This window comes from Mesorhizobium sp. M1227 (assembly GCF_040318315.1).
GTDB lineage: Bacteria > Pseudomonadota > Alphaproteobacteria > Rhizobiales > Rhizobiaceae > Mesorhizobium.
Map to the genome: position 1 here is coordinate 155,092 of NZ_JAMYLZ010000005.1, position 21,176 is coordinate 176,267.

Genomic DNA, 21,176 nt, shown 5'->3' on the forward strand with positions numbered 1-21,176 from the left:
TCCCCTGTTTTGGTTGGTTATGCTGGATTTCAGGAATCGAGACGGCCAAGGACGATCGCGTCCTCGGCGTCCCAGGCGATCGGCACTGCGTCGCCGACGGCAACCGGCCTGGCGAAGAAGCTGGTGTCGTCGACGATCACCGTGAAATCCTCGATGCCGGCGCCATTGACCGAGAGCTTCACGGTCGAACCGCGGTACTCGACGTTTGCAATAATGCCGGTGAAGCCGAGCCCGGCTGCCGGCGGCTCGCCGATGCGCACGTGGTCGGTGCGAATGGCGATGTCGATGGGTTCCCCGGTCTCCCTGCCCTGCCCGCTGGCGGCGAGCGTGACGCCGCCGGGCACATCGAAAACGACCATGCCGTCGCGACTACCGGTGACACGGCCGGAGATGACATTGTGGTCGCCCATGAAACGAGCGACGAAGGCCGTGGCCGGCCGCTCGAACACCGTGCGAGGGTGCGCCGCCTGCTCGATACGGCCGTCGTTCATCACCACGATCAGGTCGGCCAGCGCCATCGCCTCTTCCTGGCTGTGGGTGACGTGGACGAAAGTGATGCCGAGCGACGTCTGCAGCTTCTTCAGTTCGGCTCGCATGCGGATCTTCAGGAAAGGATCGAGCGCCGAAAGCGGTTCGTCGAGCAACAGCGCCTCGGGATCGGTGATCAATGCGCGCGCAAGAGCAACGCGCTGCTGCTGCCCGCCGGAAAGCTGCGCCGGGCGGCGGCTGGCATAGGCCTCCATCTGCATCAGCTTCAGCATGTCGAGTGCCTTGGCGCGGCGCTCCTCCTTGCCGACGCCTTTCATCTTCAGGCTGAAGGCGACATTGTCGATCAGGTCGAGATGCGGAAACAGTGCGTAGGACTGGAACATCATGGCAGTGCCGCGCCTGGCCGGCGGCAGGTCGGTGACCACTGTGTTGCCGAGACGCACGTCGCCACTCGATATGCTCTCGTGCCCGGCGATCATGCGCAACGTCGAGGTCTTGCCACAGCCCGACGGACCGAGCAGGCAGCAATAGGTTCCCGCAGGGATTTTCAGGCTGATGCCTTCGACGGCAGTCGTCGCGCCATAGACTTTCGAAACGGACACAATGTCGATTTCGGCGGCTTTGGACATCCAGCTTCCCCTTTGGTCGGATTAGCCAAAGCATCATGCGTGCCAGTTGCGCGCCGCCGCACCAACCGACTGAATCCTCGAAGAAATCAGGGCCGCCTCTATATAGCTGCCGATACGTCGCCCTTGTGCAATGCACAAATTATAGGCGATTGCCGCCGATCTTCGCAAAGATCGTATGCAATCTTTTTCATCTCTGTATTCACTTTGTCTCTCGTCCAAGCGATGCGATTCAGGGTAGAAGAACGCAGGACCACTGCCATGAACATTGCCGACCAGACCTTCCCTGCTATCGAGGCCGCCAACGAGGATCGCGCGCAGGCGATCCGCGACCAGTTGCGCGACGCGATCGTCGATCGCCGGCTGGCGCCGGGAACAAAGCTTTCCGAAGGCGAAGTCGGCACGCTGTTCGATGTCAGCCGCACCGTGGCGCGTGCGGCACTGCAGATGCTTTCCTTCGAGGGATTGGTGCGCACCGAGCGCAATCGCGGCGCCTTCGTCGCCAACCCGTCGCCGGAGGAAGCGCGGCAGGTTTTTGCTTCGCGCCGGCTCATCGAACCAGGCATCGCGATTGCCGCCGCCGGACGGATGACGCCGGCGCATGTCGCCGCGTTCAAGGCCCAGCTCGACGAAGAAGGCCGTTTCATCGCCGAACGCGGACCGAACGCAAGGCGATCGGAGATCAAGGCGTCGGGGGATTTTCACCTGCTTCTGGCGTCGGTCGCGGGAAACGTCATCCTGCAGCGCTTCATGGAGGAATTGGTCGCTCGTTCATCGCTGGTGATCGCACTCTATGGCCGCTCGGGCATCTCGAGCTGCGGCCACAACGAACACACGCAGATCCTCGAGGCGCTGGAAAATGGCAATGCCGAACGCGCCAGCGCGCTGATGCTGCACCACATCGACCATATCGAGGCCGACCTCGATTTGCGCGTCAGGAGCGGCCCGGCACTCAGGCAGGCGCTCGAGTTCTGAAAATTTGCCGTTCGCGGCAACCTCGCCATGCCCATAATCACCTTTGCCCGACAAGCGCTTGCCTTGCGAAGCGCGCGCGGCCGCACGCCTTCCCCCAAAGCGCAAGATACGGCCGGCGGTTGAGGTGCCGTACACGATACGTAAGTGCACCCGCTCAATGATTGCGTCGAGATAAGCGTCACATGCTCGGGGCCGCATGTAGACGCATCGAGGTATCGAGCCGGGGATGTCGCAATGCGCAAGGGCCTTGCCGCGGTGCTTATGGATTTCGTCAAAACTCGTCGGTCGCGAGGAAGCTGCGCCTCGCTGGACCTTTCGTTTGGCCGGATTATCTCCGGAATGACAGCGGTGTCTTTCATCTTGCTGCCGACGGTGGGCTTCACCAGCGATCACATCTCCGCCTGGCGCCTGGGCGCCCGTATCGTCGCCGTCGGGCTGCCGGGCGTGGCCGGCGTGCGCGAGGTGGGGCGTTTTCATAATGGCGGACCGATACCGGGAAATCCGGAATTCCTGCTGACCACGCGCGAAGGACGTGTGCTCGATCCGCTTAGGGTTCTGGTCGCGGTAGGCATAAATTTCGGCGCGCCACCAGGCGATCTCGTCTTCAAACCTGGCGCGATCCTGTCAATCGATCCGCGCGGCGACAAATCGGGCACGATCCTGGTTCCGCAGGATCTCACCGACCAAGATCTAGCCGACTATGGCGGAGCGAGCCCAGTCCAGCTCTACACGGCGCAGAGCGAGCCATTCCTCAACCGGCGCTACAATGGCCAGGCTCGAACGGCGCGGCTGGCGGCGGCATCCGGACCGCGCTACATCTCGATCAACAACGCCTTTGGAAGGCCCTGGATCGCCAACGCGCCGAACGGATTGGCCGGCGAAGGCAGCGTCACCGTCGTCGACCCCGACGGAGCCCCGCTCGACAATGCGCCAAGCCGCGAGGCCGGCGGCGTGTTCGCCGGCCGGTCTACCGATCGCGAACAAGCGCAGATCGCTCAACCCACTGGATGGCTGGCGAGCGGCTGGCTGGCCAACGGATGGCTGGCGAAGCGGCTGAACTACCGGGCAAGCGGCCAACTGACGCCCGGCGGGCTGCAGACCGGTGCGCTCGGAACGGCGTTTCTCGGCCCGTCACCGGACGGCAGCGGATTTGCCGTGTTCGGCGCGGTCACTGCGGACGGCAGCGTGGTCCAGATCCATGTCCAGGACGGTGTCGACGGCCTATCCGGCCCTGGCACGGTGAGCATGGGCCGCAACAGCGGCGACGATCCCGGCGTCATCGGCATTGCCTTCAAGTGGAACCCGGACCGTGTTCTCTACATCGCCGACCCCGGCCGCGACCGGCTGGTGCTGCTGAAACTGCAAGACGACCGGCGGCATTTCACGGTCGCCGGGGCTGGCATGGTCTCGCTGCCGGAATTCGATCGTCCAGTCGACATTGCCGCCGCTGTCCCCGAGATCGCCAATCCGCACTTTTCGAGCCATACGACGCTTGCCGGGGGGTCGGACCTGTTCGTCGCCAATCGCGGCGACGGCTCGCTGCTGCGCATAAGCCAGGACGGCCGGCTTCTCGCCCGAGCGACGATCGACATCCCTGGCCTTGGGCCTCTCGGCGGCGATCGCCTGCGAGCCATCGCAATGTCGGCGGACGCGCAGCGGATCTGGATAACGATAGGCGGCGAGCTTCCCGGATTTCCCGGCCGCGACGGAGCGCTGCTCGAGGTCCCTGCTTTTGACGAGCACGGCGTGTCGGCGACGGCCCAGCAGACGCAAAATGCTGCCGCCAACCCCGATCTCGCCGCTCGCGGAAGGGAGCTGTTTCAGACCGATTTCACGCCGCGGACCGGTCTTGGACCATTGTTCAATGCGACGTCCTGCCTGTCCTGTCATCCCGGCCCCGGCGGTGCGAGCGCGGATGAGAACCGTTTCGCGCGCAGGATAGCCCATATGGATCCGGGATCCGGGCGCACGGTCCCGATCGATCATCCCAACAGCCCGGTCGCCCGGCGCTACATGCTGCGCGATGGTGCCGGCATCGCGGCTGAACCGGCTGCACTGCCGCAGCAGGCCAATGTCATCTCGCTGCGCATGCCGCCCAGCCTCTACGGCGTCGCTGGCATAGACGACATACCCGACAGCGTCATCGAGGCGCAGGCAGTCAGCAAAGGCGACGGGATCAAGGGCCGCCCGCACTATGTCCTCGATGCCAACGGCGCGACGCGCGTCGGCCGCTATGGCTGGAAGGCCGACATTGCGGTCCTCGAAGAGATGGTCGCCGACGCTTTCACCAGGGAGCTCGGCATCACCAGCGTCGTCTCCGGCCACAGCGGGACGGACACGCAACCCGTCGAACAAGGATCCGGAGAGATCGAGGCGGTGGCTGCCTATCTGCGAACGCTCACCCCGGCCGAGGAGGCCAGGCGATGAGCATCGCCCTGACGTTTTCGCATGCGCCGGAACAAGCGCGCTCGATCTTGCCCGGTATCGCCGTGGCGGCCGCGCTCGCCCTTGCGGGCGGCTGGATTGCCGGCGGATTGGGCGAGCCGCTGTCGCGCAATCCGGTCCTCGTCGCCATGCTCTTCGGGCTGCTGATCGGCAACAGCTTTGCCTGCCCCGACGTCCTGCGCCCGGGGCTCGACTTCACCAAGCGCTACCTGTTGCGCCTGGCGGTCGTCCTTGTCGGCTTCCGCGTCACGACGCGACTGTTCCTCGATCTCGGGCTGATGCCGCTCGCGGTGGCGGCCATCGAACTGATCCTGGTCGCGGCTTTGCTCTACGCCATCGCACGTAGGCTGTTCAGGCTGGAGGCCGAGATCGCGTTGCTGGTCGCGGTCGGAAGCGCCGTCTGCGGCGCAGCCGCCATTCTCTCAGTGGCTGCGCTGATGCGCGCACGCGACCAGAGCGCGGGGGTTGCGATCGCCCTGATCACGCTCAGCGGCACCGCGGCGCTGCTCGTCTATCCCGTGATGTTCCTGGGCGGCTGGCTGCCGCATCTCGACGACCGGCTCTACGGCGTGTTCGTCGGCGCGAGCATCTTCGAACTGGCGCAGGTCTACGGCGCCTCCTTCGCAGTCTCGGACGGGGCGCTGAACACCGCTACCCTCGTCAAGCTCAGCAAGGTGCTGATGCTCATCCCGCTTCTGCTGGCCATCGGCACGTTCTTTCGCGGCCGCAAGAGCGCGCCCGGAGCAACGCCGATCCCGTTCCCGTGGTTCATCGTCGCCTTCATCGGCGTGGTGATGCTCAATTCGCAAATCACGCTCGATCCGCAACTGCGCCGCGGCATTCTCGACGTCGACCAGTTCCTGTTCCTGATGGTGATGGTCGCGCTCGGGGTCACCACACGCATCGGCCGTCTCGGCGAAGCCGGCGGTGCGTGGCGCCTGATCGGCCTCGGCTCCAGCGGAGTGCTTTTGTCGGCAACCCTGGCCTATGGCGCACTGATCCCGTTCTCGGCCGGCTTCCTGGCCTCGCCGTCGGTCTCGAGCGAAAGCGCAATGCTGGCCAGCGATGGCGGAAGGCTCTTCGCTTCGGTCGGCTGCGCCAAATGCCATGTGCCGGCGCTGGCGGGCACAAACGGCGAAGTCAGGCTCTACTCGGACCTTTTGCTGCACGACATGGGATCGGCGCTCGACGACAAGATCATCCAGGGTAACGCCATCGGCGCCGAATGGCGGACAACGCCGCTGGTCGGCATCCGCCTGCGCCAGCGCTTCCTACATGACGGCCGCGCGACCACACTGCGCGATGCAGTGTTCGCGCATGGCGGCACGGCGCAGATCGTCCGCGACCGCTTCTTCGGCCTGGACGAGGCCGACCGCCAGGCGATCCTCGATTTCGTGAGCAGACTATGAACCGGCCGCGTCACGCCAAAACCGGACCGAATCGCCATGCATGAAGGCATCGTCGCGGAGCTGAACCATCTCGACGGACCCGAGCTGCTGGCGCCACTCGTCACCGACTTGTTCCGCGGAAAGGTAGCGCTCGTCTCCTCATTTGGCGCGGAATCTGCGGTGTTGCTGCATATGGCCGCATCGATCGACAGGTCGCTCCCCATCGTCACGCTCGATACCGGAAAGCTGTTTGCGGAAACGGTCGCCTATCGTACGCAATTGACGGCCTTGCTCGGCCTCACCGACGTGCGCATCGTCACGCCCCGGGCAAATGTCCTGCGGGTGCTCGACGGCTCTGGATCGCTGCACCGCAGCGATCCGGACCGGTGCTGCCACATCCGCAAGGTGCTGCCGCTCGAGAAGGCCCTGAGCGGTTTCAAGGCCTGGATTTCCGGCCGCAAGCGCTATCATGGCGGAGTTCGCACGGATGTTGCGACGCTGGAAGAAACTGACGGACGCCTGAAAATCGAGCCGCTCGCCCGCTTCACCCGGCAGCAGATCGAGGTCTATCTCGACCATCATCGCCTCCCCCGGCATCCGCTCATCGAAAAAGGCTATTTCTCGATCGGTTGTGCGCCCTGCACCGTCGCGTGCGGCAGTGCGGACAATCCGCGCGCGGGCCGCTGGAGCGGATTGTCGAAAACAGAGTGCGGGATCCACCGGTCGCCCATCCCCTCGCACAATCCGGTCCCGTCCGCTTCCCGATTTCCGGTTGCGTAAGGCAGCGAAGACCCGGGCGCCCAACAAGCCTTGAAAACTAGGCACGCTTGCGAAAACTGGGAGATCAATCGCCGGGAAACTAGGTGACCGTACCGATGTGCGCGGATGCCACTGCGCACAGGATGAGCTCGTGCGTTTGGAAAGGACTGCCAGGCAGCCCATGAGCTTGCCAATCGGAGGGAATAGCCATGATCAGGTCTTCTACCGGATTTGGAGCCGACGGTCGAAGACCGAGTGCGAGGTTCGCCCGCCGTCCATTGCCCAGTTTCAGGTTGCGCAACCATCGAGATCCGCCCTCCCGGGATCAGCCAGTGCCGCTTCATCTACGAAGCCCCCACGAATTGTCGCATGACTGCGCCAGGCTAACGTCAATCGGATCGGCGGGACGGTCATGGCAGCACGACCGTCGCTCGATGATTGGTCGAGCGGGAGCCCCCATGGCCGCCTTAGACGCCTTTGAAGCCGATGCGACGCAACCGCTCTCGGGCACAGGCCGGATCGCCAAGCTGGCGGCGCCGCGCAGCGCCAGGATATTGAGGCGGAACCGCGTTCTCGAAGCGATCGATCGGGTGTCGCGGTCGAGCGTATGCTGGGTGGCGGCACCGGCCGGCTACGGCAAGACGACCGCGGTCATCGATTATCTCGAAAGCGTCGAGGCGCCGCACATATGGTACCGTGTCGATGAGGGCGACCAGGATATAGCGCGGTTCTTTCAATATCTGGCGCAGTCGCTGGACTCAGTCTCGGCTGGAGACATGCCGGTCTTCGGCGTCGAGTATGCCGAGCAGCCGAAGGAGTTCGCCAGGCGCTTTTCCAGAGCCTATTTCGCTCGGCTAAAGCCCGGCACAATTCTGGTGCTCGATGATTTGCACGACGCCGATACCGCAGAATTTCGGGCGGTGCTTTCCGAGATGTTCCGTGAACTTCCTGACACCGTCCGCTGCATCTGTGTCTCACGCACGCTGCCCCAGGAGGAATTGGGCGACCTCATTCTCAAGGGCAAAATGGCTGTCATCGACCGCCACGCGCTCGAATTCTCGACCGCGGAAGCGCGCGATCTCGTCCACCTGCGTTCGAGGGACGCCGCTCGGGTCGATGTCGAGGCGGCGCGCGGTTGGGCGGTCGGGCTCGTCCTGCTCGCGGACCAAGGCACCAAAGCCGGACTGGACGGCACAACGGAGACGGTCCCCGGCGGGCAGAACGTGCTGCCCGACGTTCTCGGTCGTCATTTCTTCCTTTCCCTTCCCTCCGTCGACCAGGACATGCTGCTGAAACTCAATCTGCTGCCCGAAATCAGCGCCGGGTTGGCTGACGAGATGATCGGGTCGGGCGAAGCAGGAAAGCTGCTCGACAGGCTTTACAGGCGACAGTTTCTGGTCACGCGCTCGGAAAACAACCGCGATATCTTTCACCTTCATGACCTCTTGCGCGACTTCCTCGAGCGTCGTTTCGCACAGCAAATTGCCAGGGAAGAGCAGCAATCGCTCCGGCGAAAGGCGGCGAAGGTCCTTGCGGGGGCGGGCCGTCATGACGAAGCCATACGCCTCGCCTTACAGGCCGACGACTGGGACCAAGCGAGCGACCTGCTGCTGAGCCGCGCAGAGGACTTGCTGGCGCAAGGGAGCCGCGCGACCTTCATCGAGTGGTGCGGCCGATTGCCGGAAACCATCATGAATGGCTGGCATTTCTATTGGCTGGGCGTGGCCCACATGCCCGACGACGCTGCGGCGGAGCGTTGGCTGTCCAAGGCGTGGCAAGCCTTTGGCGAGGCCGACGATCTGCGCGGCCTGTGCCTCACTGTGTCGCGGGCGGTGTTGGTCAAGACTGCCAGCTGGCGCACGTACGAAGGTCTGTCCATGTGGACGCGACGGGCGTTCGAGCTGATCGAACGCGGGCTTCCGGAACTACCTTCCGAGGAAGCGATGCTGGTACGCATTGGCATGATGCGGGCGCTGAACTTCGGCGACGACTGCTATCGCAGCAGCCCCGCCGGACAAGCACTCGAAACCGAACTCCTGGAGCGGTTGACCCGGAATCCCGAGCACGATCCGAGCGGATTGCGGCTGCTTGCCAGCGAAACGCTGATCGATCTTTCGGTATCGACCATGCGCGCCGATCTGTTCGCCAAGGCCGTCGACAGCGTCGTTGACGATTTGAGTGACAAGAGCGTGCTGCCTTGGATTCTCGGCATGTGGCTGGTCGCCTTTGGTGCGGAAAGTGGACGTTATTTTCCCTACAAGAGAAGGGATTTTCCCTATCCGTCGGCCGAAGCGGCGTTGCGGGCGGCGATCGCGATTGGCGAGCGCGAATCGCTGAGGGGCGTGGAGTTCGGGGGGCTCTATCATTTGCAAATGCAGATGAAGGTCCGCAACGATTTTGCCGAGTTCCACCAAGTGGTCGAGCGTTTGGCCGAGATCGCCGACAGCCGTTTCACCACGCAGGTCGCCGTCGTCGCCGATTGCCACGCCGCGCTCCATGCCAGGCAAGGCGATTTCACGGCCGCTTACCAGGATTGCGAGCGCTTCATGACTGCCATCGAGGCGGCCAACGAGCCGATGATCGAGCGCTGGCCGCACTACATCACCCAGTTCCAGGTGCTGCTGGCGGACAGGAAGCCGCGCGAAGCCGCCGTGCTTCTCAGCGATCTGCTGCCGCGGCTGGACGGCGGCGCCCACAAGCGAACCGAGATATGCATTCTGGCAGCGGCCGCATTGGAGAACCTGTGGAGCGACGATCCGCACTATGGCGACCGGCTGCAGGCCTTCCTGGAAGCGCTGCGCGACATCAGCTGGCCAATGGTGCTGCTCAATGTCCCGGAATTGCTCGCCGAACTGCTTGGCGATGCGCTTGAGCGCGGCATCGAGCCCGAGTTCTGCCGGTCGTTGATCCGCGAACGCCGGCTCGAGCCGCCGCCCCGGCGGCCCGCCGCCTGGCCCTGGCCGCTCAGGGTCCACGTCCTCGGAGGCTTTCGGCTCGAACTCGATGCAAACCCTCTCGCGCTCGGCGCGAAGCCGCCGACGAAGGCCCTCGACATCCTGCGAGTGCTGGCGATCTCAAAGGAAAATACCTGCTCGCTGGAGACCATTCAGGACTGGCTGTGGCCCAACCTCGACGGCGACCAGGCGCGGGCGGCGTGCGACCAGGCGCTTCATCGGCTGCGCAAGCTGTTGGGACGGACCGACCTCATCGTCCAGCGCGAAGGCAAGCTTCGCCTTGCATCGGACAAGGTCTGGGTCGACCTCGCCGACTGGGAAGCACGGCTCAAGACTGTCGCAAAGGTCAATGCGGAGGGATTGCGGCCAGACGCGGAGGCGCTCTTCCATGCATTCCCGGGTCCGTTGTTGTTGCACGAGCGAACCGCTTCCTGGTCGCTCCCGACTTGCGAGCGCGTGCGTCGCGAACTGATCGATCTTGGGCTGCGGCTCGGCCAGCGGCTGGAGGCGGCCGACCAAGCCGACAAAGCACGGGCGATATATTTAGGGGTATTGGACTTCTATCCAGATGCCGGACCGATCTGCAAAGCGCTGATAAAGGAGCAACTGTGCCGCAATGATTTCGAAGGCGCAGTTGACGAATATGGGCGCTACGAGCGCGCATTGCGTGCTGCCGGTGACGTAGCGGCCGCAGACATACGCGCGCTGGTGGCTCCCTATCTCGCGCGACGGGCGTCCCGACACTCGTATTGAAACGACACGTTCTTATGGCCATGGTACTGGCGGAATTTTCACCCGCCAGCGCTCAACGCACGATCCTCACGCACATCGGCGTGCCAATATCGATGGATCGGCCGGTGTCGGTCAGCCGGCCGGTTGCGGCATCACGGGCGAAAATCGAGATGCGGTCGGCATTCTGGTTGGCCGAGAACAGATGGCCGCCCGAGGGCGTCAGTGCCAGGTTGCGCGGCGTGGCGCCGCCGCAAGGCGTATAGCCGACAGGGGCAAGCCTGCCGGTTTGCTGGTCGATCGAAAACACCACAATGCTGTCATGGCCGCGGTTGGAGCCGTAGAGAAAGCGGCCGTCAGGCGAGATCTGGATGTCGGCGCAGTGATTGCCGTCGCGCGCCTCGGGCGGCACGGCCGGCTTGCTGTCGATCGCCGTAAGCTTGCCTGATGCTTCGTCCAGCGCCAGCGGGACAACCGTCGAATCCAGCTCGTTCATGACGAACACGAAGCGACCGCCCGGATGCAGTGCGAGATGGCGCGGACCCGCGCCTGGCGCAAGCGCCGACTCGGCGAGCTTCGTCAGGCTGCCGTCTGAGCCGATGCGATAGGACACCAGCCGGTCGATGCCGAGGTCAGCGACGATCGCCATGCCGCCGGCAACCGTCTCGGTTACGCTATGGGCATGCGGCCGCTCCTGGCGGGCAGGATCTGGTCCGGTCCCGCTATGGACAACGCTCGACAACGGCGCTGTCAGGCCGCCATTCTCACCCAACCCATAGACCACGACCGAGCGATCGGGGCCGCCCTCGCCCATGCCGTAATTGGCGACCAGCAGCTTGGTCCCGTCGCGCGTGATGGTGTTGTGCGCCGTGATGCTGCCCAGCGCCGGCTGCTTGTTGATGTAGGACAGCGTGGCGGTCTGCCTGTCGAAACGGTAGGCCGAGACCACCCCTTCTCGCCAGGTGAACACTTCTGAGTTGGCATAGATGTGGGAGCCGTCCGGCGTCACCGACAGGAAGGTGGGATTGTCGATGTCTCCCGTCTCGGCCAGTTTCTTCGTCTGCAGCGTCCCTTCGTCGAAACTGTAGACACCCAGCCCGATGCCGCGCGCGCCCTGAAAATACGGGGCGTCGCGATTGAGGCTGCCGACGAAAACCAGACAGGCATTCTGCATCACTTCCTCCCTTGTTCCGCCGGCATTGGCCCCAACGGAGCAGGCAAAATTTCGCCTGTTCACGCTTGCAACACAACCCCATATGTGAAAATACTATTCACAAAAGAAGATTGACGGGAGGATCGATCATGCATTTCGCTGGTCTGCGGCGCGCCCTGATGGACGATTCCCGCTCCCAGAGGAAGTCGTCATGAGCGGTTTCGCGCCAACCGTGGGCGTGGCATCGACACACCCCGCCAACATGCCTAGGGATCACGCCGACCTTCCTGTCTGGAACGCGGAGAACTGGTTCTACGAAGACTGGCCGGTCGGCCAGAAGATCCGCTCGCTGCGCCGGACCATTGCCGAGGGCGACAGCCATCTCTTCAACACGCTGGTGCTCGACATCCATCCATACGTGCAGGACCAGATGTTCGCCGAGACGCAAGGCATTTTCGGCAAGCGGCTGGTGGCAGGGGCCTTCGTGTTCTCGGCCGGGCTCGGTCTCGTCGCCACCAATTGCGTCAACGCCTTTTCGTATGGCTACGACAAATTGCGCTTCATCAAGCCGGTGTTCATCGGCGACACGATCTATTCAATCCGCTCCAACCTCGACAAGAAGCCAAAATACAAGGAAATGGGGCTGATCCGCGCCAGCTATGAAGTCTTCAAGGGTGAAGGCGAGCTCGTGCTTTATTGCGAGCACCTGCAGACGGTGAAGTACCGCAATCCGGCCGATTTCGCCGGTAAGACGGAGAAATAGGCAATGGCTGCCATTGCCGAACTGCCGCTGACCGGGCTCATCGTTGTCGATATGAGCCAGTTCTTGTCCGGGCCTTACTGCTCGCTGCGACTGCTCGACCTCGGCGCTCGGGTCATCAAGATCGAACGGCCTGACGGCGGCGACCTGTCGCGCCGGCTCTATCTCAGCGACACCGAGATCGGCGGCGATTCCACCATTTTCCATGCGATCAACCGCGCCAAGGAAAGCCTTGCCATCGACTTGAAGGACGAGGCCGACCTTGCGGCGCTGCGCGGCCTGCTGGCCAAGGCCGACGTGCTGATCCAGAATTTCAGGCCCGGCGTCATCGAACGCCTGGGCTTCGATTACGAGGCGGTGCGCAAGATCAATCCGCGCCTGGTCTATGCCTCGATCAGCGGCTATGGCGAGGAAGGCCCGTGGGTCAAGCGGCCCGGGCAGGATCTGCTGGCGCAGGCCCGCTCCGGCGTGATGTGGCTGAACGGCGACGAGGACCAAGGGCCGGTGCCCTTCGGCCTGGCGATCGCCGACATGCTGGCGGGTTCCGCCGCCGCGCAAGGCATCCTCGCCGCACTGGTGCGGCGCGGCGTGACCGGCAACGGCAGCCATGTCGAGACCAGCCTGCTCGAAGCGCTGGTCGACTTCCAGTTCGAGGTGCTGACCACGCATCTCAATGACGGGCGCCGGCTGCCGCGGCGGTCGAGCTTCCGCAGCGCGCACGCCTATCTCTCGGCGCCCTACGGCGTCTATCCGGCCAAGGACGGCTATCTGGCGATCGCCATGACGCCGATCTCGAAACTCGCCGATCTCCTCGGGCTCGAGGAGCTTGCGCCCTATCGCGACCAGCCGTCGACCTGGTTCACCGCCCGCGACGAGATCAAGGCGATCATCGCGCAAAAGATCGCAACGAAGACCGTCAACGAATGGCTTGCCGTTCTCGAGCCTGCCGACATCTGGTGCGCCAAGGTTTTGACCTGGCCGGAAATGATGGCCAGCGAAGGCTTCCAAGTCCTCGACATGCTGCAGACGGTGACGCGCGAGGATGACGTTTCGATCCTCACCACGCGCTCGCCGCTCAGGGTAGACGGCATCCGCGCCAAGGTCGAGCGGGCCGCGCCGCGCATCGGCGAGCACAGCGCAAAAATCCGCGCGGAGTTCGGGCTGTGAGCGACGTCACGCTCAAAGGCATGACCTGGAGCCATCCGCGCGGCTATGACCCGATGGTCGCCTGTTCGAGACTGTGGAAGCAACAAACTGGCATCGCCGTTGAATGGGACAAGCGCTCGCTGCAGGATTTCGAATCCTTCCCGGTCGAGGAACTGGCCCGTGCCTACGACCTGATCGTCGTCGACCATCCGCATGTCGGCCAGATCACCGCCGAGAATTGCCTGGCGCCGCTCGATGTCGCCGGCCGGCAAGCCGAACGTGCAGCACTTGCGGCGAGCAGTGTCGGCCCGTCCTTTCCGAGCTACAACTGGCAAGGCCGGCAGTGGGCGTTTCCGATCGACGCGGCCAGCCAGGTGCAGGCATGGCGGCCCGACATGCTTTCGGCTGCGCCGGCGAGCTGGGCCGATGCCCTCGATCTGGCGCGGCAAGGCCACGTGCTGTTGCCGCTGAGGCCGCCGCATTCGCTGATGGTGTTCTACACGCTTGCCGGCAATCTCGGCCGGCCCGCCGGTGAAGGCACTGGCGACCACGTGGATCCGGCAGCGGGCAAGCAGGTCTTCGAGATGATGCGCGAGATCGCAGCCCTCGTCGACCCGGCCTGTCTTGGCATGGATCCGATCGCGGTTCTGGAGCAAATGGCCGGATCCGGCTCGCGGATCGCCTGCGCGCCGCTGATCTATGGCTATGTCTCCTATGCCATCGCCGGGTTTCGACCCACCCGCCTGGCTTTCGCGGATATCCCGGCCGCTGGCAATGCCGGCCCCAAAGGCTCGGCGCTCGGCGGGACCGGCATCGCCGTGTCGGCCTTCTCGAAGGCCGGACAGGAAGCAATCGACTTCGCCTACTGGATCGCCAGCGGTGACGTGCAGCGCGGCCCTTACGCCTCGGCCGGCGGCCAGCCCGGCCATGCGGCAGCCTGGGCGGATGCCGCCGTCAACGCCGCCGCCGGCAATTTCTACAAGGACACGCGGACTACGCTCGAAGGTGCCTGGGTGAGGCCGCGGCACGACGGCTACATGGCGTTCCAGCAGGCGGCGTCCGATCGCATCAATCTCGGCCTGAGCGAAAGGCACAATGCCGCTCGCGTCGTTGCCGATCTCAATCGCCTGTTTCGGGAGAGCCTTTCGACGCAGGTGTCCGGCGTTGCCGGCGGAGGAGCCTGAAACAACCGAACGGAGGAGAACATGAACAGCCTGATCCGCGGCCTTATGGCCGCAACCGCACTTGCATCGGTCACGACCATAGCTTGCGCTCAAGACGTTTCGGGCGTGATTGCTGGATTGCCGACCGAACTGAAGGCACAATATGACGGCGCGCCGCAAAAGGTGCTGCCGTCGGCCTGGGATAATTTCACGCCGCCGTCAAAGCCGTGGAAATGGTGCCACTCCGAGTCCTACCAGGGCAATCCGTGGCGCGTCACCGTGACCAAGGAGTTGAAGCGGCTGGTCGACGGCCTGATCGCCGACGGCACCGTGGCGAGCTTCGAGGTATCGGATTCCAACAACGACGCCAGTCAGCAGATCAACCAGATCCGCGCCTTCATCGACAAGAAATGCTCGATCATCACCTCGATCCCCGGCTCGGCGACGGCGCTGGACGATGCCATCGATGCCGCAGCCAAAGCCGGCATCCCCTTCATCACGGCAGCTGGGTCGGTGACCAGCCCGAATTCGATCAATGTCGATTCCAACTATGCGCGCTGGGGCTACGACATGATGACCGCGATCGGCAAAGCAATGCCGGACGGCGGCAGCGTGCTTCTGGTCGAAGGCATTGCCGGTCACCCGATCGTCGTGCAGGAGCGCCGGGGCGGCGACAAGGCGCTGGCCGAAAATTCAAAGCTCAAGGTCTCGCGCAGCGTCAACGGTAACTGGACGGCCAACGTCACCAAGACGGCGGTGCTGCAGGCGATCGCTACCAATCCGGCGCCGATCGATGCGGTGTGGACGACGGGCAGCGAAAGCCGCGTCGTCGCCGAGGCCTTTGCCGAGGCCGGCGGCCCTGCCCCGCTGATCACCGGCTCGATCACCGGCGATGCGCTCGGCTACTGGAAGGCCAATCCCGACAAATACCGCTTCGAAGGCCATGCGGTTCTGCCGCACTGGACGGCCGAGACGCTGTTTCGTGTCGGCGTGCGCATGCTCGACGGACAGAAGGCGAAGCTCAACACGCTGCTGATCCCGATTCCGCCGGTCCACAATGCCGACCTCGGCGCCTGGTACAAGGACTGCATGACGCCGGACGCCGTCTCGATCTTCCCGGTCCCGCCGAAGGATCCGATGCCGGAGGAATGGCTCGATGCCTACTTCGCCAATCCGGCACCCACCAAGGGCTGGGATTATTCGAAGGTGCCGGACGCCTGCGCCAAGTAGGATACGAAGGCCGGCTCCGCACGGGCGGTGCCGGCTTTCTCTATCAGGATTGCTCATGCTGGAAGTCCAGGCCATCTCGAAACGCTACGGCGAAACGATTGCGCTGGCCAATGCCTCAATCGCATTCCGCGCCGGCACGATCCACACCATCCTGGGCGAGAATGGTTCGGGCAAGAGCACGCTGGTCAAGCTGCTGTCGGGGATAGTCCAGCCGGACAGCGGCGCGATCCTGCTCGACGGAGCGCCCTTTACCGGCCTCTCGCCGGCAGCGTTCCAGACCGCCGGATTGGCCACCGTGTTCCAGGAAGTGCTGATCGCGCCTGACCGTTCGGTGACGGACAATATCCTGCTCGGCCTCGACGGCCTGCTGACGCGCACCGTGCCGCGCGCCGAGCGGCGGCAACGCGCGCAAGCGGTGCTGAAGCGCTTCGCGGTGACCGAGATCCCGCTCGACCAGTTGGCCGGGCAATTGCCGCTTGCGGTTCAGCAATTGGTAGTGCTCGCCCGCGCCGTGGTGCGCAGCCCGCGCATTCTCATCCTTGACGAGGTTACGGCTGCGCTCGACTTTGCCGATCGCGAGGCGGTCTTCGCCATGATGCGCAAGCTTGCCTCCGAAGGCTGCCTGATCCTGTTCATCACCCATCGCATGGACGAGGTTATGTCGCTTTCGGACCGGATTTCCGTCCTGCGCGGCGGCAGCGTGGTGACGACTGAGGAACGCGGCACGTCCACCGCATCCGAACTTCTCAGAGCGATGGCGCCACGCACGGCGGCGGAGCTGGCGCATGGCTGATGGCGCCAGCCTTTCGGTGCGCGGCCTGGTGATCGCGCCGGGCGCAAGCCCCATGACGCAAACCATTGCGCCGGGCGAGATCGTCGGCCTTGCCGGCCTCGACGGCCACGGACAGGAGCGGTTCCTGAAAGTGCTGGCCGGCCTGGAACGCCCGGCCGGCGGCGAGGTGACCGTCGAGGCGCCAACCGGAGCGCGCGCGATCACCAATTTCCGCAAGGCGGTCGCCGGCGGCATCGCCTATTTGCCGCGCGACCGGCGCACCACCGGCATTTTTCCGACCCAATCGGTGCTCGACAATTTTGCCGTCTCGACGCTGTCGCGCGATATGCGTTTCGGCCTGCTCAGCTTCGCCGCGCGGCGGCAGCGCTATGAACGCTATCGGGACAGACTGTCGATCATCGCGCCACGGCCGGACGCCCCGATCACCACGCTTTCCGGCGGCAATCAGCAGAAGGTGCTGCTGGCCCGCGCACTGGCGCTGGAACCGGCGATCCTGCTCCTCAACGATCCGACGCGCGGTGTCGACGTGGCGACGCGCCATGTCCTCTACGATGTGTTTCGTGGACTGGCGGCGGACGGCATGGCGCTGGTCATCCTGTCGAGCGAGATCGAGGAGATCCTGCTGCTTTGCCATCGCGTGCTGGTGTTCCGCGAACAGCAGGTGGCGGCTGAAATCACCGGAGACGAGATGAAAAGCGATACGGTGATCGCCGCCATGTTCGGGCGCGCGGCATGAGCGGGTTGCGGCGCATGGCGGCGCGATGGCGCGGCGCCGGCTTTGCGGCAGTGCTGTTGGTGATCCTGATCGCGGTCAATCTGCTGCTCAATCCGGCGCGCTTCCATCCTGCCGCCTGGGGCGCGCTGATCGGGCTCGCCGCGCCGCTGATCGGCGCAGCGCTCGCCTCGGCTCCGGTGATCCTCGCCGGGCGCGGCGGCATCGACATTTCCGTCGGGCCATTGATGGGCTTCGTCAATGCGATGGTGATCCAGGTGCTGTTCCTCAGGCTTGGCATATCTTCGCCGCTGGTCATCGTGCCGGCGGCGCTTCTGATCGGCGCGATCGTCGGCGCTGCCAACGGCTTTCTGGCGACCATCGTCCGCATCCAGCCGATCGTTGCGACGCTCGGCACCTATCTGATCCTCACCGGCATGACGCTGACCGTCCTGCCGGCGCCGGTCGGGCCGGCGCCGGGCTGGCTGAAGGCAATGGCCGGACCCTGGTCGGCGCTGCCGCTGGCGCTGATCTTGCTGTTCTGGTGGCTGGTGCGACAGACGCCTTATTACGACCAGCTGATGGCGGTGGGCAGCGACGACCGCGCCGCCTACACGGCCGGCATTCCGGTGACGAAAGTGCGTTTCATAGCCTATGTCATGACCGGCATACTTGCCGCCTGTGCCGGCCTCATGCTGACCGCCCTGATCGGTTCGGCCGACCCCAATATCGGGCCGACCTACACGCTGATCGCGATTGCCGCGGTGGCGCTCGGCGGCGTCAGCCTCGCCGGCGGGCGCGGCGGGCTCGCCGGGGCCGCGATCGGCGCTGTCGATATCTTCCTGCTGCAGAGCGTGCTGACCGCCTTCAACGTCTCCACCTATGTGCTGCAGATCGCCTATGGCGCGATCCTGGTTGTGGCCGTCATCATGACGGCGCTGCAGGAACGGCTCTCGGGAGGGAAAGGCTGAGAAGCATGCGCCAGACCTGGTTCCAATCCACCAATGCGCGTGTCGCCGGTGCCTTTGCCGTCGCTGCCGCCTTGCATATCCTTGGCACCTTGCTCATTCCGGGTTACTCCCAGCCGTTCGCCATCCGGGCGCTGCTGGTGATCGCCTCGCTGCTGGCGGTGGCATCGATCGGCCAGACCCTCGTCGTCATCCTCGGCGGTATCGATCTGTCGATCCCGTTCATCATCGGCTTTGCCAATGTCGTTGCCGCACAGCTCTACGGCGTCGGCTGGAATTTTGCCCTTGTCTGCGCAGTCGTCGTCGCGCTCGCCATACTGATCGGGGCGCTGAACGGCCTGATCTCTCGCGGGCTCGACATCCACCCGCTGATCGTCACGCTCGGCACCGGCATGATCGTGCAAGGTGCCGTCCTGTTGTGGACCGGTGGCTTTCCATCCGGATCGGCGCCTGCCGCGGTTTCCGCCTTCGTTTCGATCGGCGGTTCGGTCGGACCGCTGCCGGTGCCGGGGCTGGTGCCATGCGTCGCGGTGCTGACCTTGCTGGTGGCGCTGGTGCTGGCGCGCACGCCATACGGCCGCCGTCTCTACGCCCTAGGCAGCAATCCAGGTGCTGCGCCACTGGCGCTGATCGATCCGGTCCGCATGTGGACCGTGACCTATGCCGCGAGCGCCTTCTTCGCCGCCGCGGCCGGCGTGCTGCTGCTCGGCTTCACCGGTTCGGCCTATGGCGATGTCGGCCAGCCCTATCTGTTCCAGACGATCGCGGCAGTGGTGGTCGGCGGCGCCGCCCTTGTCGGCGGCCGCGGCAGCTATTTCGGCACCATTGCCGGCGTGCTGGTGCTGACGGAGATCAACACGCTGTTGATCGGCCTCGGCTTCCGGCCCTCGACCGTGCAGGCGGCACTTGGCCTGGTCATCGTGCTCCTGGTTTCGCTCTACGGTCGCGAGCGGCACGTGTCGGCGACGATCTGAGGCTACCTTATTCGTTTTAGCCGCATATGCGCGACGCCAAGTGATCCCACTTGGCTGCAAAATGCTCTACAAGCTCCACAGCCGCTTGGCGTTGCCGGAGAGCAGCTTTTGCCGCTCATCGATGCTTGCACCGGCGAGCAGCGCGTGCGTTGCCGCCACCCAGGTCGCAAGCCCGCCGCCAAGCGTGCAGACCGGCCAGTCGCTGCCCCACACAACGCGGTCCCAGCCGAAGCATTCGATGGTGTGCTCGACATAGGAACGCAGCGTTTCGACAGTCCAGGATCCGGCATCCGCATAGGCGACCACACCGGAAATTTTGCCGACGACGTTCGGACGCCGCGCGATCTCCGCCATGTGCTCGCGCCAGGGGTGCTCGGCACCACCCTTGATGTCGGGCACGCCGCAATGGTCGAGCACGAACTGCACGTCCGGCGCGAGGTCGGTGAGTGCAATCGCCTTGGGGATCTGGTGCGGCAGAACGACAAGGTCGAAGGTCAGGCCGCTGCCGGCAAGCCGCTTGATGTTTTCACGAAACAGCGCGCCCTCCGAAAGCTCGTCCGGCATGACGTGCAGCACGCGGCGAAAGCCCTTGACGAAAGGATCGGCGCGCTGGCGCTCGAGATAGGCGGCAAAGCCGGGCTCTTCCGGACGGCAGGAGGCAATTGCCCCCCGCAGCAAGCTGGCCTTTTCCCGCGACAGCGCTTTGACACGGCTGGTTTCAGCCTCGATGTCGGCAGGATCGACATCGACCTCCATATGCAATGCGCCGTCGATGCCGGCACGGCGGGCCTGGACTGCATATTCGACGTAGGAGAAATCGCGGTTGAGCGCCGGCACGCCGGCCAGCCAGGGATAGCGCAGCGCGGACTGGTCGATCAGGTGCAGATGGGTGTCGAAGATCATGGTGGCGCGCTCCTCCTTGGCGACTTCGAGATCATCTCACGGAGAAATTCTTCATTCAAATAAGAATTCATCGCGATTGCTTGACGGTCGATCCCGCCAGTTGCGACAGCTTTTCGGTCGCTGCCAGCAGCAGCTCAATCGTCCTCGTAATGTCGGGCGCCTTGGGTGCGTTGACCAGGGTTATGTAGGGGATCGACAGCGCGGCGATCGCCCTGCCGTCCGAACCAAGAACCGGTGTCGACAGGTTGAAGACACCGGCGGTCTGCATCGATGCCATCATCTCGTAGCCGCGTTCCCGGATCTGGTCGAGGCGGGCAAAGAACTCCGGCGATTGCGGTGGCTTGTCGGTGCTGCGCAGATGTTCTGAGATCATCATCTGCCGCTCTTCCGGCTGGCGGAACGCCAGCAACACATGGCCGGAGCCGGTGTCGAACAGGCTGATATGCGAGCCGACGCGGATCGAGATGCCCCAGTAATCAGGCGCCTCCTGCTGTGCGATCACCACCGCGGAACCGCGGTCGAAGACAACCAACTGATTTGCCTGCTGTGTGGTTTCGGCCAGTTCGCGCATCAGCGGCGTCGCATAGGAAACCAGCCGGCGCACCGGCGCGTGCAGCTGCGCGAGGCCAAACAGCTTGAGTGTCAGCGAATAACGGTCGCCATCCGGCCGCGTGACGTAGCCGCGCCGCACCAGCCGGTCCAGCATGCGGTAGAACTCGTTCGGGCTGCGGTCGAGCTTCTTGGCAATTTCCGCCTGCGTCAGGCCGCCGTCGACGCCGGCCAGCAGCTCGAGAATGTCGAGCCCCTTGTCCAACGCCGGGGCTCGATAGCGGTCGTCTTCCTCGTCCTCTGCCATTGGGCTTCTCCAGTGAATTTCACCTTTCATATACGCATAACGGCATTGCTTCCGGAAGAACTTTCGGCTTGACGATCCTATAAATGTTTTGTTTGTATATGAATGAAGCTGCCGATCAGCCCTCGCTATGGATCGACGCAGACTCTTGGGAGG

General features: G+C 64.3%; 17 protein-coding genes. 13 read left to right on the top strand and 4 right to left on the bottom strand.

The features are described 5' to 3' along the window. Positions 1-29 precede the first annotated feature (29 nt). Complete coding sequence (locus tag NKH28_RS09740; protein ID WP_352978652.1) at positions 30-1,118, bottom strand: ABC transporter ATP-binding protein; 1,089 nt, start codon at positions 1,116-1,118, stop codon at positions 30-32. A 258-nt stretch (positions 1,119-1,376) separates the two neighbouring features. Between NKH28_RS09740 and NKH28_RS09745 the strand changes: the two genes are divergently transcribed. From NKH28_RS09745 to NKH28_RS09765, 5 genes are all read left to right on the top strand, one after another. Then, the gene (locus tag NKH28_RS09745) at positions 1,377-2,090 is read left to right on the top strand and encodes a GntR family transcriptional regulator (RefSeq protein ID WP_023676076.1); all 714 of its coding nucleotides are present in this window, start codon (positions 1,377-1,379) and stop codon (positions 2,088-2,090) included. 339 nt (positions 2,091-2,429) lie between these two features. After that, a complete protein-coding gene (locus NKH28_RS09750; RefSeq protein WP_352978654.1) occupies positions 2,430-4,517 on the top strand; it encodes a di-heme oxidoredictase family protein in 2,088 nt (695 codons plus the stop codon). Continuing rightward, a complete protein-coding gene (locus NKH28_RS09755) occupies positions 4,514-5,944 on the top strand; it encodes a putative sulfate exporter family transporter (protein ID WP_352978656.1) in 1,431 nt (476 codons plus the stop codon). Before NKH28_RS09750 ends, NKH28_RS09755 begins: the two co-directional genes overlap by 4 nt. Before the next feature lie 36 nt (positions 5,945-5,980). After that, entirely contained in the window at positions 5,981-6,703 is a 723-nt protein-coding gene (locus NKH28_RS09760; RefSeq protein WP_352768401.1) for a phosphoadenylyl-sulfate reductase, read from the top strand. 437 nt (positions 6,704-7,140) lie between these two features. Then, positions 7,141-10,389: an AfsR/SARP family transcriptional regulator gene (locus NKH28_RS09765; RefSeq protein ID WP_352971038.1), complete on the top strand. Its 3,249-nt coding sequence runs from the start codon at positions 7,141-7,143 to the stop codon at positions 10,387-10,389. Positions 10,390-10,441: 52 nt separating this feature from the next. On the opposite strand, the gene NKH28_RS09770 is transcribed toward NKH28_RS09765, so the two are convergent. After that, the gene (locus NKH28_RS09770; RefSeq protein ID WP_352978658.1) at positions 10,442-11,539 is read right to left on the bottom strand and encodes a lactonase family protein; all 1,098 of its coding nucleotides are present in this window, start codon (positions 11,537-11,539) and stop codon (positions 10,442-10,444) included. Between the two features lie 190 nt (positions 11,540-11,729). On the opposite strand from NKH28_RS09770, the gene NKH28_RS09775 reads away from it, so the two are divergent. The 8 genes from NKH28_RS09775 to NKH28_RS09810 are packed head-to-tail and all read left to right on the top strand — an operon-like array spanning position 11,730 to position 19,264. Next, a complete protein-coding gene (locus tag NKH28_RS09775) occupies positions 11,730-12,281 on the top strand; it encodes a MaoC family dehydratase (protein WP_352768395.1) in 552 nt (183 codons plus the stop codon). A 3-nt stretch (positions 12,282-12,284) separates the two neighbouring features. Beyond that, positions 12,285-13,445: a CaiB/BaiF CoA transferase family protein gene (locus NKH28_RS09780; protein ID WP_352978660.1), complete on the top strand. Its 1,161-nt coding sequence runs from the start codon at positions 12,285-12,287 to the stop codon at positions 13,443-13,445. A 20-nt stretch (positions 13,446-13,465) separates the two neighbouring features. Continuing rightward, complete coding sequence (locus tag NKH28_RS09785; protein WP_352978745.1) at positions 13,466-14,608, top strand: extracellular solute-binding protein; 1,143 nt, start codon at positions 13,466-13,468, stop codon at positions 14,606-14,608. Between the two features lie 21 nt (positions 14,609-14,629). Next, entirely contained in the window at positions 14,630-15,817 is a 1,188-nt protein-coding gene (locus NKH28_RS09790; RefSeq protein WP_352978662.1) for an ABC transporter substrate-binding protein, read from the top strand. A gap of 55 nt (positions 15,818-15,872) precedes the next feature. Further along, positions 15,873-16,610, top strand: coding sequence for an ATP-binding cassette domain-containing protein (locus tag NKH28_RS09795; RefSeq protein ID WP_352874745.1), 738 nt, complete (start codon positions 15,873-15,875; stop codon positions 16,608-16,610). Continuing rightward, entirely contained in the window at positions 16,603-17,346 is a 744-nt protein-coding gene (locus NKH28_RS09800) for an ATP-binding cassette domain-containing protein (RefSeq protein WP_352978664.1), read from the top strand. Before NKH28_RS09795 ends, NKH28_RS09800 begins: the two co-directional genes overlap by 8 nt. Then, positions 17,343-18,293 (top strand): ABC transporter permease, encoded by a 951-nt coding sequence (locus tag NKH28_RS09805; protein ID WP_352978666.1) that lies wholly within the window; start codon positions 17,343-17,345, stop codon positions 18,291-18,293. The genes NKH28_RS09800 and NKH28_RS09805 overlap by 4 nt, the downstream gene beginning before the upstream one ends. A 5-nt stretch (positions 18,294-18,298) precedes the next feature. Further along, on the top strand, positions 18,299-19,264 hold the full coding sequence (locus NKH28_RS09810) for an ABC transporter permease (protein WP_352978668.1): 966 nt from the start codon (positions 18,299-18,301) through the stop codon (positions 19,262-19,264). A gap of 66 nt (positions 19,265-19,330) precedes the next feature. Here NKH28_RS09810 and NKH28_RS09815 read toward each other — a convergent pair whose 3' ends face one another. Then, positions 19,331-20,167 (bottom strand): amidohydrolase family protein, encoded by an 837-nt coding sequence (locus tag NKH28_RS09815; protein WP_352978670.1) that lies wholly within the window; start codon positions 20,165-20,167, stop codon positions 19,331-19,333. A 67-nt stretch (positions 20,168-20,234) separates the two neighbouring features. Continuing rightward, on the bottom strand, positions 20,235-21,023 hold the full coding sequence (locus NKH28_RS09820) for an IclR family transcriptional regulator (protein ID WP_352971062.1): 789 nt from the start codon (positions 21,021-21,023) through the stop codon (positions 20,235-20,237). Positions 21,024-21,176 lie beyond the last annotated feature (153 nt).

Bases quoted from the DNA above. Each gene is read 5' to 3' on its own strand.
- NKH28_RS09740 (WP_352978652.1), bottom strand. From the start codon at position 1,118: ATGTCCAAAGCCGCCGAAATCGACATTGTGTCCGTTTCGAAAGTCTAT.
- NKH28_RS09745 (WP_023676076.1), top strand. From the start codon at position 1,377: ATGAACATTGCCGACCAGACCTTCCCTGCTATCGAGGCCGCCAACGAG.
- NKH28_RS09750 (WP_352978654.1), top strand. From the start codon at position 2,430: ATGACAGCGGTGTCTTTCATCTTGCTGCCGACGGTGGGCTTCACCAGC.
- NKH28_RS09755 (WP_352978656.1), top strand. From the start codon at position 4,514: ATGAGCATCGCCCTGACGTTTTCGCATGCGCCGGAACAAGCGCGCTCG.
- NKH28_RS09760 (WP_352768401.1), top strand. From the start codon at position 5,981: ATGCATGAAGGCATCGTCGCGGAGCTGAACCATCTCGACGGACCCGAG.
- NKH28_RS09765 (WP_352971038.1), top strand. From the start codon at position 7,141: ATGGCCGCCTTAGACGCCTTTGAAGCCGATGCGACGCAACCGCTCTCG.
- NKH28_RS09770 (WP_352978658.1), bottom strand. From the start codon at position 11,539: ATGCAGAATGCCTGTCTGGTTTTCGTCGGCAGCCTCAATCGCGACGCC.
- NKH28_RS09775 (WP_352768395.1), top strand. From the start codon at position 11,730: ATGAGCGGTTTCGCGCCAACCGTGGGCGTGGCATCGACACACCCCGCC.
- NKH28_RS09780 (WP_352978660.1), top strand. From the start codon at position 12,285: ATGGCTGCCATTGCCGAACTGCCGCTGACCGGGCTCATCGTTGTCGAT.
- NKH28_RS09785 (WP_352978745.1), top strand. From the start codon at position 13,466: ATGACCTGGAGCCATCCGCGCGGCTATGACCCGATGGTCGCCTGTTCG.
- NKH28_RS09790 (WP_352978662.1), top strand. From the start codon at position 14,630: ATGAACAGCCTGATCCGCGGCCTTATGGCCGCAACCGCACTTGCATCG.
- NKH28_RS09795 (WP_352874745.1), top strand. From the start codon at position 15,873: ATGCTGGAAGTCCAGGCCATCTCGAAACGCTACGGCGAAACGATTGCG.
- NKH28_RS09800 (WP_352978664.1), top strand. From the start codon at position 16,603: ATGGCTGATGGCGCCAGCCTTTCGGTGCGCGGCCTGGTGATCGCGCCG.
- NKH28_RS09805 (WP_352978666.1), top strand. From the start codon at position 17,343: ATGAGCGGGTTGCGGCGCATGGCGGCGCGATGGCGCGGCGCCGGCTTT.
- NKH28_RS09810 (WP_352978668.1), top strand. From the start codon at position 18,299: ATGCGCCAGACCTGGTTCCAATCCACCAATGCGCGTGTCGCCGGTGCC.
- NKH28_RS09815 (WP_352978670.1), bottom strand. From the start codon at position 20,167: ATGATCTTCGACACCCATCTGCACCTGATCGACCAGTCCGCGCTGCGC.
- NKH28_RS09820 (WP_352971062.1), bottom strand. From the start codon at position 21,023: ATGGCAGAGGACGAGGAAGACGACCGCTATCGAGCCCCGGCGTTGGAC.